This window comes from Rubrivivax sp. A210 (assembly GCF_904426505.1).
Taxonomy (GTDB): domain Bacteria; phylum Pseudomonadota; class Gammaproteobacteria; order Burkholderiales; family Burkholderiaceae_C; genus Rubrivivax.
Window position 1 is genome coordinate 677,282 of the sequence record NZ_CAJGBN010000001.1, and the last position, 15,464, is coordinate 692,745.

Below are 15,464 nucleotides of genomic sequence, written 5' to 3' on the forward strand. Positions count from 1 at the left end.
CCAGGTCACAAGACCCACACAGGAGTTAGCAGACATGACTGGTCTTCCAGGTCATGTTGCGGATGCGTTGCGCTCGCCGGGTAGGGCGCTCGCTGAGCAGGACCGAGCCTACATGGAACCACGCTTTCAGCGCGACTTCAGCGATGTCCGGATCCACACTGATCCCATCGCAGCGAAGTCGGCCGCTCGCGTTAAGGCATCAGCCTATGCTTTCGGGAACCACATCGTTTTTGGACAGGGAGGAGCCGCCAGTTCGACGGCCGGCAGACACCTGCTCGCACACGAACTCGCGCATGTCGTTCAGCAACGCGGTGGCAGCCCGGCCCCCACGGCGTCGGGTGTCCAAAGCGCGGAGTCAGCAGCGGAAGCATCGGCCGACAGGGTGACTGCCGGTAGAGGCGTTGCCGTAGGAGGCGACATCGCACCGACGATCCTCTGCAACCGCTCATACGAGCAAAAGCGCAGTCTCGCGGCCGAACTCGACGAAGAGGATGACGCCGAGGATTCCGCGGATGGTGCGATGCAGGCGGCGCGGCGATCCCGGGACAAGCAGGCATCACTCGGTCGGGAGGCCGCCCGCCAGGATCTAAGAGACGCAAGCAAGGAACCGAAGGAATTGGCTTCTGAGATTGCCACTAAGGCATTCGAAAAGATGGAGAGGCGTGCAATGGCGCCGGGGGCCAACAACCTCTCCGATGATCGAAAGATGAAGATTCTGAAGAAGGTCAATCGAATCTATCCGGCCGTTGACATTCCACAAAAGGCCAGCCGCAAAGGCGATCTCAATGAGGCTCTCAATACACCGCGCGGCCCAACGGTCATTCGCCAAGCGGAATCAACGGCCGGCTTCCCGGGAAAGCCGGAAGAGCGCTATCGAAACGCAAATGTTGGCTCGCACACGCGATCCGACTTTATGACTTGGCGGCGGTCTTCTGACGGACGCGTTGAATGGATCTCCGTTAACTTGAAGTACTACAACATCGACGAACTCACGAACGAGTTGGATGCCCGATCCCGTGTCCGCGACATCCTGTATCAGGCGGTCAGGAATAAGTTTCATTTGTCCAGGCTCGACAGGCCCGTCAAGCTCGTGGTCGCATTCGCCTTTGTTCCTACACCCGAGGTCCAGGAGGTGATCAAGCATGAACTGTTCCGCGAAGGCATCGATACGCCTATTGATGAAATTCACTTTGGCCCGCCGAGTCGTGTTCCTACACCCAAGGTCCAGAAGGTGATCAAGCATGAACTATTCCGCGAAGGCATCGATACGCCTGTCGATGAAATTTACTCCGACCCGCCGAGTTGTTCAGTGATCCACCTAGAGCGCGATTACAAGCCACCGTCCGGAAGGCAGCCGCTGGATGTCGATGGAAAGGCAAGAAGAAAGCGATTGAAAGTTGAAAGCCTGCTCAAAAAGCAGCAAGCGGCAGCCTCCTCGGCACCGAAGTCTGCCGCAGTGTCTCGCAAGCCACAGGGCCTTATCACCACTCGGGTTTCCTCCGACTACGCGCTGCTGAAGGGCTCGGTCGATGAAGCAGCCGAAGCTCTGCCGCTGAATCTCGACGCTCATGATTTTTCCCAATTGTCTACAGGCCGTGCTCGAGACGCCGCTCGGCTGATCCGGGACGAAGCCGCCAAACACCGGGAACTGCTTCAACCCGAAGCGCGACTGACGCTCAGATTCCTCAAGACGCCCAAGCCCGAGGTGCGCAAGGCAATTTTAGAGGGAGTATTCGGCGCAAAAACAAAGCTGCCCATCGATGAAGTGCATTTCGGGCCTGAAGTCATTCGGCGAGAGAATTACGGCGCCGCCAGTGCGAAACAACCGCCAACGCCAACGCCAACGCCAACGCCAAGGGCCATGCTGTCTGCCCCGAAAGGCAAGAAGCAGACGAATTTACCCGATGTTCCAGAAAGTGCTGTGGTGGCCAATGTCCCGCGGCAATTGACTCCCGGTGAACCCCCATCAGCCCAGACGCACGAGTCGTACGACGCCAACACCGATGACACCCGGGCACTCGCCAGCATCAGTCGCCGCAAGGCCCATGTTGCAACGCGCAGGTACTTCAAGGACCAGGTTCAGCTCGACATCGAGGAGTACGTCGGCGAGCCCAAACCCTTCAAGGTCACGACCACGTTTTCCCTGACAGCCGATGCTTCGATACAGGCTGAGTCCTCATCAAGCGCCACGGCCGGCGGCGGACACCTGGGTGCTAGCGGCAAGCTCAACGTCGCCTCGTCGCGATGGATGACCGCCGATGAGAAGGACACCTTTGTGAAGGGCGTCGCCGGCGGCGGCGGACGGGGCCGCCAGCCGGAACTGACCATCATCGAATTGATCGCCACCGGCAATCTGGAAAGCACGCGCCAAGCTCTGCTTGCACTCGGCGGTATGAGCGAGAGGATGTCCGGGGACATCGGTAGTTCACAGGAAGTCTCGATCGAAGGCGACCTCGAGGTCGGGGTCAACGGTCGCGGCACGAGCGCAACGCCCATTGCCATTGGTGCAGCCGTGGAAGCGGCGGCTTCGGTGGGTGGCGGCAAGACCGTCTCTCGCACCCTGATGACGGGCGACAGGGAGATGTATGCCGTCTCGTTCATTGACAGAGCGCACGCCTCTGGCTCGATTTCGCTGAGCCTTGAAGTCGCATCCATCGGCGCAAAAGGTTCAAAGACGGACAAGCAGACCCAGACGACGCGATTTCTCCTGGACTTCAGCAGTACGCCCAGTGCAGAGCGGGCCGCGCGCTGTAAGAGCGAACTGCTCTGGGCAGGCGGCCATGAGCAAGTGCTGGACATCGCCAGGCGCTATCCGGAGTTCATGCATGGCGGCTCCGATTCCTCCGTGCAGGAACGCAGCGGTGCCGTGCCGGTCGGTCTTCTGGGCGTCACTGGATCGCTGGTGCAGGGCAGCACACGCGAAGACAGTGTCAGTACCGACCCTTCCGGCACCACCAACCGGGTCGCCGGCAGCTCTTCCATCGGTCCGAACATGGCGGCCTTCGGCCGCACCTGGGATCTCTTCTCGACCACGGACTCACTTGCCGTCAATGTTGGCACCGACAACACGGCCAATGGGGTGACGCAGGCCGAACAGATCTCGATCGATCTGGGCAAGACCGCCGCCAACCTCGCGGAGTCGATGCGTCAAAGTCCGATCGCCGCACTTCGAGGAGCAACCACAGGGAGCAAAGAGATCATCAAGCGCCGCGCGGACGTTGTCGGGACGAATCTGAGCGATGCCAGTTTTGATCGCGTGTCGCAACTGGCGATGAACCCGAGCGAATGGTTCTCGAAATGGGATGGCCGAGGGACGTCGCAAGGCGCTGCCAGCGAGTGGGAGCAGACGCGCAAGAAGATGCTTGCTGCCAAAGGCAGCCGACTCCAGATCGCACGAGCTTTGAGGGACTGGGAGGCAGCTGACAGTGGGCGTAGCGCCGACATTTCGCGACTGGCTGGCGACACTGGCATTGCGTTTGAGTTTCCCGACGAGATCGCGGACCAGAAGTTTGTCTTTGACCAATTGCTCGATCCGGGGCTTCTTGCACCATCGCTTGAACTGGCCAGGCAGAATCCCACTGCCGCTCTGGAAAAGACCCGAGCCCTTGAGCGCAGGGTGACCGAGCTTGCAAAGACGCTCCAGGGGCGCGCCGGCTCGATGTCCAGCCCGGACACATTCGCCGAAATGCAGCGGCGCCTGGCCGCAGCCGCCTACGCCATCCGCCAGGCGTCTGCAGATATCGAGCGCCTAATGCTTCAGCGGCAGTCGGCCGACCCCGCCGCCGCAAGTGCACAGGCAACACGTGGCGCCGCCGATCCTTCGACGGATCCCGGCCTCACTGCGTCGCCCGCCAATCCGAGCTTGGTCGCGCCGAATCCGGAGTCGCTGGCAATAGACATTCGATTTCAAATCCGCGTGTGCATGGCGAATCGCGAACTCGAGGCACGGGTCTTCTCTGAGATCGAGGATGAATTGAGTTCTTGGGATGTCAACCTATTGGCGGTCGGCCGCAAACTTACCCAGTTGAAATCGATGTACGAAAGCTGGGGCGAAGCCGTCACGGCCATAGGCCAGGATCGCGTTGCGCTAGGCTTTTCGCCCGACGCGGCCTGCCGGTTTGGGCCTGATCGAACCAGATGGCAGGCCCTGGATGACCGTCGCGAGCAATACAACACCCTGTCACCTCGGTCGAGAAAATGAGCAACTTCCCCAACTCCCCCCGCCCCCTCAAGGCCGCGCTCATCCTGGTCGACCCCGGCACCGGCACGCCGGCCACGCCACTGGTGATCGCGCTGCAATACAACCCCGACTCCCTCTCCCGCAGCCTGCAGATCAAGAGCGTGGGCGAAGGCGGCGACCATGCCGAGGCGCTGCGGCTGAAGGGGCCGCCGGTGGAGACGATCAAGCTCGAGGCCGAGATCGACGCCGCCGATCAGCTCGAACATGGCAGCGACGCCGCCAACCGGGCGACGCAGCAGTTCGGCATCTTCCCGCAGCTGTCGGCGCTGGAGACCCTGGCCTATCCCACCAGTGCGCAGTTGAAGGCCAACAATGCCGCGGCCGACAGCGGCATGCTCGAAATCGTGCCGATGGAGGCGCCGCTGGCGCTCTTCGTCTGGAGCAAGAGCCGCGTCGTGCCGGTGCGCCTGACCGAGCTCAGCATCACCGAAGAAGCCTTCGACCCTGCGCTCAACCCCATCCGTGCGCGCGTCAGCCTGGGCCTGCGCGTGCTCAGCGTCGATGACCTGGGCTTTCGCCACAAGGGCGGCACCGGGTTCATGGACTACCTGGCCCAGAAGGAAAAGTTCGCCGGCATGTTCGTCCAGGGCAGCCTGGCGGCCAGCGGAGACCCGAGGCTACCGACATGAACGATCCCTTCCAGGCCCTGCGCGCGCTGCTTCAGCCGGCCGGCCTGCCGCAGACGCTGTTTCCCGCCAACAGCCGCTACGCCGGCATAGGCACGCGCACGCTCACCGCTGCCGATGGCAGCACCGTGGTCTTCCTGCAGCGCCGCTTCGTGCCCGATCCGCAGTCGCTGGCGCTGTTGCATGAACATGTCGTCAGCCATGGCGAGCGGCTGGACAACATCAGCGCTCGCTACCTGGGCGACCCCGAACAGTTCTGGCGCCTGTGCGACGCCAATGCCGCGCTGCGGCCCGATGCGCTGACCGACCAACCGGGCCGCCGCCTGCGCATCACGCTGCCCGCAGGCGTGGCGGGGGCGCCCGATGCTTGAGGGCATCAACCTCCAGCTCTACGTCGGCCCGCTGGTGCCGGTGCCGGCACCTCGTGCGGTGGTCGAGGCGCTGACCGATGTCACCGTCACCACGCGCGATGTGGGGCGCAGCGGCTTTCAACTCACCTTTTCGGTGAGCACCCGGTCGCCGCTGCACACGCTGTTCCTGCTGGGCGGTGGCCAGCCGGTGAAAGTGCTGCGCGTGGTGGTGGTGGTCATCTTCAACGGCACACCGCATGTCCTGATGGACGGCGTGGTAACCGACCATGAAGTGCTGCCCGGCCGCGAGGCCGGCTACGCCACGCTGTCCATCACCGGCGAAGACCTAACGGCGCTGATGGACATGATCGACTTCAGCGGCTTCCCCTTCCCCGCCGCGCCGGCCGAGGGGCGCGTGGCGCTGCTGCTGCTGAAGTACGCCGCGCTGGGCCTGGTGCCGCTGATCGTGCCCAGCATCCTGATCGACGTGCCGATACCGAGCAACCGCATCCCGGCGCAGCGCCGCACCGATCTTTCGTACATCAAGTCGCTGGCGCGCCGGGTGGGCTACGTGTTCTACATCGACCCCGGCCCGGTGCCGGGCGCCAACGTCGCCTACTGGGGCCCGCAGATCAAGGTGGGCGTGCCGCAGCCGGCCTTGAACATCAACCTGGACGCCCACACGAATGTGGATTCGCTCAGCTTCGCTTTCGACAACAGTCTGAACACGATTCCAACGGTCTATCACTACGACGAAACGACCAAGACCGTGATCACAGTGCCCATTCCTCCCATCACACCCCTGAGTCCGCCGCTGGGCCTGCTGCCGCCCATTCCCCTGGGCCTGAAGCCGGTGAGCGACGACCTCGCCAAGTACACGCTGACCCAGGGCATCCTGATCGGCGTGGCCAAGGCGGCCAAGTGGGCCGAAGCCGTCAGCGCCAAGGGCGAACTCGATGTCGTGCGCTACGGCCATGTGCTGAAGGCGCGCAAGCTGGTGGGCGTGCGCGGCGCCGGGCCGGCCTACGATGGCCTCTACTACGTCAAGAGCGTCACCCACAAGATCAAGCGCGGCGAATACAAGCAGAGCTTCGAGCTCAGCCGCAACGGCTTGGTCTCCACGGTGCCCAGGGTGATGCCATGAAGCCCGGTGCTGACGACGACGACGACGGCCAACGCCGCTACGGCAAGTACCGCGGCACGGTGGTCAACAACCTCGACCCCGAACAGCGCGGCCGCATCCAGGCCATCGTGCCCGACGTGCAGGGCCTGACCCCGCTGACCTGGGCCCTGCCCTGCGTGCCGGTGGCCGGCATCGCCGAAGGCCTGTACGCCGTGCCGCCCGTGGGCGCGGCGGTTTGGATCGAATTCGAGCAAGGCGATGCCGACTACCCGATCTGGGTTGGCGGCTTCTGGGGCAGCTTCGCCGAGGTGCCGCCCGCCGCCTTCATTCCGCCCAAGCTGCCCAGCGGCCAGAACATCGTGCTGCAAACCACCGGCCAGCAGTTGCTGATGATCAGCGACGGCCTGCCCGCTCCCGTGCCCAAGGTGCCCACCATCCCGCCGGCGCCACCGGGCACAGGCGGCATCGTGCTGCGCAGCGCCAGCGGCGCCACCATCGTCGTCAATGACATGGGCATCTTCCTCAACAACGGCCAGGGTGCGTCGATCCAGCTGGTGGGCCCGGCCGTGTTGATCAACCCGCTGGTGTGAGCGCGCCACCGTGAACATCGCCTTCCCCTACCGTGTGGGTTCAGCCGGCCGCAGCGCGGCGGCGTCCGGCGACGAGCATGTGCGCCAGATGATCGAGCAGTTGCTCTTCACCACGCCGGGCGAGCGTGTCAACCGGCCCGACCTGGGCAGCGACCTGATGCAGCTGGTGTTCGCACCGAACAGCACGGAACTCGCCGCCGCGCTGCGCTTCACCGCACAGGGCTGCCTGCAACGCTGGTTGGGCGACGTGATCGACGTGCTGGCCTTCGAGGTGGAAAGCGATGAGGCCACGCTGGTCGTCAACGTGCAGTACCGCATCAAGCGCACAGGTGCTGCCGGCACCGTGCAGTTCCAGCGTCAGGCCTGAACCGCGATGGACACGCCCGATCTCTTCTTCGACCTGCGTCGGCGCAATGCGGTCAGGGGCAGCGCGCTCAACGGCATCGACGATGTCGAGCTGGGCGCAGACCGCCGCAGCTTGCGCTTGCGCCTGTTCAAGGCGCCGGCCGAGCCCCTGGACGCGGGCCACATCCGCATCGAAGGTGGGGCCCGTGTGCGCGACATCGTGGCCACCGACCTGCGCCTCGACGACGCGGCGCCCGAGGGCGCCGCCGACTTCATCGTCACGCTGAGCCGCGAAGGCGACTACGCCACCTACACGCTGCGGCTGGGCCGTTTGACGGGAGGCCGCTTCACGAACTTGCCCGGCTTCGACCCCGTGTTCTCACGCGCCCCGTTCCGCTTTCGCGTGGCCGGCGCCGATCTCGACTGCCAAGCCACGGCAGTTGCGGCGAGCCAGGCGCCGGCCGAGCCCGGCATCAACTACCTTGCACGCGACTACGCCAGCCTGCGCCGCGTGCTGCTGGACCGCCTGGCGGTGCAAATGCCGCAGTGGCGCGAGACGCATGTGCCCGATGTGGGCCTCACGCTCGTCGAAATCATGGCCTACGTGGGCGACCACCTCAGCTACCAGCAGGATGCCGCGGCCACCGAGGCCTACCTGTCCACGGCCCACCAGCGCATTTCGGTGCGGCGCCACGCGCGGCTGCTGGACTACCTCATGCACGAAGGCTGCAATGCACGCACCTGGGTGCAGCTGCGTTGTGCGGCCGACGTGCTCGTGCCCGAGGCGTTGAACCTGCGCTTCGTCACCGACTGGGCGCCCGACCTGCCGCCGTCGCAGGCGGTGGTGGACGCCGCTGTGTTGGCCGATGTGCAGGCGAGCCGCTACTTCAGCTTCGTGCCCGTGTGGCCGGGGCCGCTGCCGCTGTTCGCGGCGCTGAACGAGATTCGCCTCCATGATTGGGGCAGTGCCACCCATGTGCTGCCGCGCGGCAGCACCTGCGCCACGCTGGTCGATGGCGAAGAGCCCGACGCACCGGCGCCAGCCGGCGAAATGCAGCAGCAACAGCAGGCACGGCACCGCAAGCCGTCGAGGACACAGGTGCCGGCCCCGGCTCCCGCCCCACGACAGCGCATGTTGCGCCACCTGAAGGCGGGCGACTTCCTGCTGCTGCAACAAGCCCGCAACCCGGTCGCGGGCCTGGCTGCAGACGCTGACACAAGCCAGCGCCAGGTGGTGCGCCTGACCCGCGTCGAGACCGCGACCGACCCGCTGGGGCAGATGCCTGTCGTGCAAATCGAATGGGCCGTAGAAGATGCGCTGAGCTTCGACCTGGTGGTCCGCGCCGGCTGCCACGCCGCGGACGATGCCCCGATGGCCGTGGCCGGTGGCAACCTGGTGCTGGCCGACGAAGGCCGGCCCGTGATCGACGAAACCCCCCAGGCCCTGGCGCGGGGTGGCCTGCGTCTGGCGCACGGACCGCTGGTCTTTCGCACGCCGGCCAACCCGCTGGCCCCGGCGGCCTCACTGGGCCAGCAGTCGGCGCGCGCCGCCCTGCCGCAGATTGAACTGCGGGCCATACCCGGCCGGTCCGATGGCCGCGATGCGCTGTTCGGCTTCGCCGACCTCGACGAGCCTGCCTCCCTGGCGCGCGCCCTGGCGCGTGAACTGCAGGATCCGGCGCATGCCGCCGACGCCGCCCAGGCCGAACTGCTCGCACGCCTGGATCCGCCCACGCTGCGCCGCCTGCGCCAGACCGCCGACCCCAGCTCTCCAGACGCCGAAGCCCTTGCCGCCTTGCGCGACAACCTGCGCCGTCTTCAGCAAACCTGGCTGCCCCGGCCCGACCTGCTGGACAGCGGCCCCGACGACCTGCACTTTGTCGTCGAGGTGGACAACGCAGGCGGTGCCCAGCTTCGCTTCGGCAACGGTGAATGCGGCCGCCGCCCCGACGCCGGTGCGCGTTACCGCGCCAGTTACCGCGTGAGCGCGGGCGAAGCGGGCAACGTCGGCACCGGCGCGTTGACGCACCTGGTGCTCAGTGGCGGCGGGCTCGCCGACATCGCGCTGGGCCAGCCGCTGCCGGCGCTCGGCGGCACCGCGCCCGAGGCCGTGGCCGACGTGAAGCAGCTCGCACCCACGGCCTTTCGCACACAGCTGACACGCGCCGTCACCGCCGCCGACTATGCGCTTCTCGCCGGGCGCAACGCCGGCGTTCAGCGCGCCGCCGCCACGCTGCGGTTCAACGGCCACCGCGGCCTCGTGCGGGTGGCCATCGACCCCCTGGGCAGCGGGGCCCTGGCACCCAAGCTGGCGGCGCAGTTGCGGGCCGAAATCGAACCCTGCCGCCGCCTCGGCCACGAGGTGGAGATCGTGGCCGCGCGCTACCTGCCGCTGGACATCACCATGGTGGTCCAGGTCCAGCCCGGCCATGTGGCCAAGCATGTCAAGCAGGCCCTGCAACAGGCTTTCGGCACCGGCCGGCTGCCCGATGGCACACGCGCCTTCTTCCACCCCGACCAGCTCAGCTTCGGCCAGAACGTCGAGATGAGCCGGCTCATCGCCGGCGCGCAGCGCATCGCCGGCGTTGACAGTGTCACTGTCACGCGGCTCGAGCGCCTGCACCAGGGCCCCGACGGCGAGTTGCAGGCCGGCGTGCTGAAAGTCGGCGCACTGGAAATCGCGCGAGTGGACAACGACCCGAACTTCCCCGAGTTCGGCCGCTTCACGGTGCAGACCCGGGGTGGGCGATGAGCAGCGGCTGCCCCTGCCAGACCGACACCGATGCCACGGCCCCGAAGCCGCGCCCGGTGCAGAACCGGCCCGGACTGCCGGCGCTGTCGTGCCGCATCGGCACGCACGGCTCGTTCATGGCGGCGATGCGGGCGCGGTTGCCCGGCTACGTGCCCGCGGACGCGCCGGCCGGCAGCACGCCGGCCCTGGCCGGGCTGAGCACGCGCCAGAGCAGCGACCCGGCCATCGCCATGCTCGACGCCTGGTCGGTGGTGGGCGACATCGTCAGCTTCTACCAGGAGCGCCTGGCCAACGAAGGCTATCTGCGCACGGCCACCGAGGCCTTCTCGGTGCAGGCCCTGGCCGCCGGTGCGGGCTATCGGCTCCAGCCTGGCGTGGCGGCTTCCGTATTCCTGGCCTACACGGTGCAGGCGGGTGCCGATGAATCGGTGCCCATCCCCGCGGGCTGCCGCGTGCAAAGCGTGCCCGAGTCGGGCGCGCTGCCGCAGACCTTCGAGACCGCCGAGCCGCTGCTGGCGCGCACCGAGTGGAACCAGCTGCCACTGCGGCGCACGCTGGCACAGCGCCCGGCGCCCGATGCACAGGCTCTGTACTTCAAGGGCGTGGCCACGCAGCTCAAGCCCAACGACAGGCTGCTGCTGGTCAGCGGCGGACAGCCCGTCGCCGGCCCGTTGCTGCGTGTGGCTACGGTGGAGCCGCAGTTCGCCGAGAACCGCACGCGGGTGACGCTGCAGACTCCGGCCGCGGCCGCGGCTCCTGAGGCTGCGGCGGCGGCCGCACCTGAGGCTGCGGCCGCCGCCGCACCTGAAGCTGCGGCGGCCACCGCAGCCGCGGCCCCTGCAACGGCCCCTGAAGCCGCAGCGACGCCGCGGCGACTGCTGCAACACCTGGTGGCCGCTCCGGCGCGCACGCAAGCTGCACCAGCCGCGCAGCGGCCGGGCCGCGCCGCCGGGCCCGCTGCATTGCCCGACGCCGACTTCAAGGCATGGGCCGACTTCCACCCCGCACGCCGCGCCCAGCTTTATGCGGCGCTGGCCGGCGCCGCGCCGGCCACGGCGCCAGAGGTCGAGGTGCATGCCTTTCGCGTGCGCGCCGCGCCATTCGGAAGCACGGCCGCGCTCGAGCCGGTGTTCGACGACAAGGGCCGTCTCGTCGACCAGCGCGAGTGGACCCTGGCGCGGCCCACGCAGGCGTCGCGCACCACCGAGCCCTTCACCATCACCGTCAGCTCGGTGGAAGGCAATGACAACGACGACGCCCTCTGCGTGAGCGTCCAGATCGGCAGCTTCCCGGCCGTGCTGGGCGACAACCGGCTCAACCCGGAGCAGATCGTCATCGTGCTCGAAGAAGCGAACGAGAAAGTCACCGTCACCATCGCGCAGGACGGCGGTGACGACCCCGATGCGCTGCACATCGTGTTCGCCAACCGCGGCATCGACATCAGGCTGAACAACGTACACAAGGAAGGCGAGACCGACATCCAGATCTCGGCCACCGGCTGCAGCCCGGTGTCGTTGGGCCTGGCGCGGCTGTCCTTCTTCAAACGCTACCTGAAGGCACTGGACAAGCCCATGGGTTCGCGCCTGCTCGAGCTGCTGCGCATGAACCTGGATTCGCCCATCCTCGAGGTGAAGGGCGAATCCACCGCACGCGCTGTCGCCACCGAGCCCACGGAAGTGAACGACGAGGTCTCGCTCGACGCCGTCTATGACAGTGTCATTCCTGGCAGCTGGGTTGCCGTCGAGCGCGCCAGCAGCGCCGAGTTGCAGGTGACGCGCGTGCTCGACGCCGCGCCTCGATCACGCGCGGACTACGGCATGAGCGGCCGCACCACGCGGCTCAGGCTGGACCGGCCGTGGCTCGACGTGGCCGCGTCGGTGCATGACTTCGGCCACGCCATCCGCAGCACCACCCTGCTCGCGGCCAGCGAGCGACTGGAACTCGCCGACGCGCCCGACAGCGCCGAGGTGCAAGGCGAGTCGCTGGACCTGGCCGGCGTTCAGGGCGGCCTCGAGCCGGGCCGCTGGTTGATCGTGGAAGGCGAACGAAGCGACATCGATGGCACCTCGGGCGTGCGCGATGCCGAGCTGGTGCAACTCGCCGGCAGCGAACACCGGGCGCTGAGCGGCGCCGCCGGCGAGACCCTGAGCACGACGCTGAAGCTGACCGCGCCGCTGGCGCACCGCTATGTGGCCGGCAGCGTGCGCGTCCATGGCAACGTCGTGCGCGCCACCCACGGCGAGTCGCAGCACGAGGTGCTGGGCAGCGGCGACGGCCAGCGCGCTTCAGCCCGGTTCGCGCTGCACCAGGGGCCTCTGACCTACCTGTCGGCGGACACCCCCAACGGACGGCGCAGCACGCTGGAAGTGCGCGTCAACGACATCACCTGGCACGAAGCCGACAGCTTCAACGGCGCCGGCCCCGACGAGCGCTGCTACGTCACCCGCCGCGGCGACGACGGCAAGACCCTGGTCAGCTTCGGCAACGGCCTGCAGGGCGCGCGCCTGCCCAGCGGCAACGACAACGTGCAGGCGCTGTACCGCAACGGCCTGGGCAGCGCCGGCAACGTGGCGGCAGGCAAGCTGAGCCAGGCGGTCTCGCGCCCGCTGGGCGTGGTGTCGGTGCAGAACCCGCAGGCCGCCAGCGGCGGCGCCGACGCCGAAACGCCCGCCCAGGCGCGGCGCAACGCGCCACGGGCCCTGATGGCGCTGGACCGCCTGGTGTCCGTCACCGATCACGCCGACTTCGCGCGCTGCTTCGCCGGCGTCGGCAAGGCCGACGCCGCGCGCCTGCCGCTGGGCCGGCGCGCCACGGTGGTGGTGAGCGTGACCGGCAGCGACGAGGCGCCGCTGGAGCCCGACGACGACGTGTGCGTCAACCTCCTGCGCGCGATGCGCCGCTTCGGCGACCCGCAACAGCCCGTGTCCGTGCGACCCGCCGAGGTGTTGCTGCTGCGCCTGGCGGCGCAACTGCGCCTGGCGCCCGACTACCACTGGGACAGCGTGGCCGCGGCCGTGCGCGCAGCCTTGCTGCAGGCCTTCGGCTTCGACAGCGCCGAGCTGGCTGCCGATGTGGCGCTGAGTCGTGTGATCAGCTGCATCCAGGGGGTTGCCGGTGTGGCGGGCGTCGATGTCGATGCCTTCGACGCGGTGCCGCTGGCGGCGCTGCTGGACAGCTCGGCCAGCAGCGCCTCAGCGGCCCAGGCGCTGGCCCAGCGGGTTGTTGCGCGGCCGGCGCGGCGCGCCGTGGACGAGCGCGGTGCGTCCCATGCACTGCCGGCACAGATCGCCTTTCTCAGCGCACACACCCCGGCCTGCCTGGCCTTGCAGGAAGCCACCCCATGAGTGAACTCACCGACCCTGCCGCACGCCTGTACCGGCTGCTGCCAAGCGTCTATCGCGAGCGCGACATCGCCGCCGGCGGGGCACTGCGCGCGTTGCTGGGGGTGATCGGCGAGCAGGTCGAAATCGTCCAGGGCGATATCGACCAGCTCTACGACAACTGGTTCATCGAGACCTGCGACGACTGGGTGGTGCCCTACATCGGCGAGCTCATCGGCTACCGCACGCCCGCTGTGGCCGATGATGGCGATGGCGCGGCCGAACCTGCCCGACTGCGTGCATTGGTGCCCCGCCGCGATGTCGGCAATGCCCTGCGCTGGCGCCGCCGCAAAGGCAGTGCCGCCGTGCTCGAGGAGGTGGCCAGTGCCGTCTGCGGCTGGCCTTGCCGGGCGGTGGAGTTCGGCCGCTTCCTGGCCGGCACGGCCTCGCTGCGCGACCCCGGACTGCCGCCCAGCCGCCTGGCCCCCGTGCGCGACGCCGCGGTCTGCAGCGGTGCCGGCTCGCCCTTCGATTCACTGTCGCACGGCGTGGATCTGCGCCGGGCCTCATCGACACAGCGGCCGGGGCGACACGGCCCGCTCAGCCTGGGCCTGTTCGTCTGGCGCTTGCGCAGCCTGCCCGTGACCAAGATGGCCTCCTACTGCCTGGACCGCCACGAGAAGGCCTGCTACACCTTCAGCGTGCTGGGCAACGACACACCGCTGTTCCTGGCACCCGGCGGCGAAGGCCTCTTGCGCTGGCCGGCACGCCTGACGCGTGCGCTGATGGTGGACGCACAGGGCCGAGTGGCCGAAGCCTTGTACGGCGAGGGCCGCGCGCTGGCCCTGTGGCGCCGTGAGGCGGGCGCGCTGACGCTGGTGCCACGCGAACAACTCGTCGTCGCCGACCTGTCCGGCTGGCGGCGCCGGCCCCGCGCAGGCACGGTGCAGATCGATCCCGACCGTGGCCGCATCGCTTTCGCACCGGGTGAAGCGCCCGAGGCCGGACTGCTGGTCAGCTACCACACAGCCTTCAGCGCGCCCATGGGCGGCGGCGAGTACGTGCGCACCGAGCGGTCCGCCAGCAGTGGCTGCGAGCACCTGACCGTAGGCCCCGACGCCGAGTACGCCACCTTGGACGAGGCCCTGGAATTCCGCGAGCGCGAGAAGCTGGACGACGTGGTGATCACGCTCACCGCCAACGCGGTGTATGCCGACCCGCCACCGATCCGCCTGCGCAAAGGGCAGCGGCTGGAGATCCGCGCCACGGGCCAGGCACGGCCGTTGATCGACCTGCGCAACCGCCACCGCGACGCCCGCGAGTTTCTCATCCTGCAAGGCAACGAAGGCGGCTGCGTGTGGCTGGTGGGCCTGATGGTGGCCGGTCGCGGTGTGCAGGTGCGAGGTGAGCTGGAGGCCCTGACACTGCGGCACTGCACGCTGGTGCCCGGCTGGGAGCCGGGCGCGAGCTGCACTCAAGACGAGCAGGACGTGGCGCCCAGCCTGCGGCTGGAAGGCCGCTCCACGCGCGTGGTGCTGGAGCACAGCATCGTGGGCCCGATCTCCGTGCCCGCCCACGGCCGCGGTGCCGAGGCCGAACCGCTGGAGCTGCGCATCAGCGACAGCATCGTTGACGCCACGTCGACGCGCCGGCGCGCCATCGCCGCGGCCGACGGCGAAGCGGCCCATGTGCGCCTGACCGTGTACCGCAGCACGCTCATCGGCCAGGTGCATGCACGCGCCCTCGCGCTGGCCGCCGACAGCATCTTCCACGGAGCCGTGCGCATCAGCGAACGCCAGCAAGGCTGCCTGCGCTTTTGCTGGGTGCCGCGCCATTCGGCCACGCCGCGCCGCTTTTCGTGCCAGCCCGCGGCCACGGCCACGCACGAACTTCAACCCCGCTTCAGCAGCCTGCACTACGGCCAGCCCGACTACGCCCAGCTGGCCCCCAACTGCCCGGCCGAGATCAGCGCCGGGGCCGAGGACGGTTCCGAGATGGGCGCCTTCCACGACCTGTTCCAGCCGCAGCGCCAGGCCCACCTGCGCGAGCGGATGGCTGAGTTCCTGCCCGTCGGCTACGAGCTCGCACTCATCAACGCCAGTTAGGACGGCCCCTCCC

9 protein-coding genes are annotated in these 15,464 nt (G+C 67.9%); all 9 read left to right on the forward strand.

All coding sequences use genetic code 11. The features are described from left to right. Positions 1-34: 34 nt before the first annotated feature. The 9 genes from JMV16_RS02995 to JMV16_RS03035 are packed head-to-tail and all read left to right on the forward strand — an operon-like array spanning position 35 to position 15,451. Positions 35-4,201, forward strand: coding sequence for a DUF4157 domain-containing protein (locus tag JMV16_RS02995; protein WP_201492648.1), 4,167 nt, complete (start codon positions 35-37; stop codon positions 4,199-4,201). Continuing rightward, positions 4,198-4,869, forward strand: a complete 672-nt coding sequence (locus JMV16_RS03000; protein WP_201492649.1) for a hypothetical protein — start codon at positions 4,198-4,200, stop codon at positions 4,867-4,869. Before JMV16_RS02995 ends, JMV16_RS03000 begins: the two co-directional genes overlap by 4 nt. Continuing rightward, positions 4,866-5,237: a LysM domain-containing protein gene (locus JMV16_RS03005; RefSeq protein WP_236580325.1), complete on the forward strand. Its 372-nt coding sequence runs from the start codon at positions 4,866-4,868 to the stop codon at positions 5,235-5,237. Before JMV16_RS03000 ends, JMV16_RS03005 begins: the two co-directional genes overlap by 4 nt. Next, positions 5,230-6,360 carry a hypothetical protein gene (locus JMV16_RS03010; RefSeq protein WP_201492650.1) on the forward strand — a complete coding sequence of 377 codons (1,131 nt, stop codon included), beginning with the start codon at positions 5,230-5,232 and terminating at the stop codon, positions 6,358-6,360. Before JMV16_RS03005 ends, JMV16_RS03010 begins: the two co-directional genes overlap by 8 nt. Continuing rightward, positions 6,357-6,929 carry a phage baseplate assembly protein V gene (locus JMV16_RS03015; RefSeq protein WP_201492651.1) on the forward strand — a complete coding sequence of 191 codons (573 nt, stop codon included), beginning with the start codon at positions 6,357-6,359 and terminating at the stop codon, positions 6,927-6,929. Before JMV16_RS03010 ends, JMV16_RS03015 begins: the two co-directional genes overlap by 4 nt. Positions 6,930-6,939: 10 nt before the next feature. Beyond that, positions 6,940-7,296, forward strand: coding sequence for a GPW/gp25 family protein (locus JMV16_RS03020; protein ID WP_236580326.1), 357 nt, complete (start codon positions 6,940-6,942; stop codon positions 7,294-7,296). A gap of 6 nt (positions 7,297-7,302) precedes the next feature. After that, positions 7,303-10,026, forward strand: coding sequence for a putative baseplate assembly protein (locus JMV16_RS03025; protein WP_201492652.1), 2,724 nt, complete (start codon positions 7,303-7,305; stop codon positions 10,024-10,026). Further along, a complete protein-coding gene (locus JMV16_RS24490; RefSeq protein WP_201492653.1) occupies positions 10,023-13,370 on the forward strand; it encodes a putative baseplate assembly protein in 3,348 nt (1,115 codons plus the stop codon). Before JMV16_RS03025 ends, JMV16_RS24490 begins: the two co-directional genes overlap by 4 nt. After that, on the forward strand, positions 13,367-15,451 hold the full coding sequence (locus JMV16_RS03035; RefSeq protein WP_201492654.1) for a hypothetical protein: 2,085 nt from the start codon (positions 13,367-13,369) through the stop codon (positions 15,449-15,451). Before JMV16_RS24490 ends, JMV16_RS03035 begins: the two co-directional genes overlap by 4 nt. Positions 15,452-15,464: the final 13 nt, after the last annotated feature.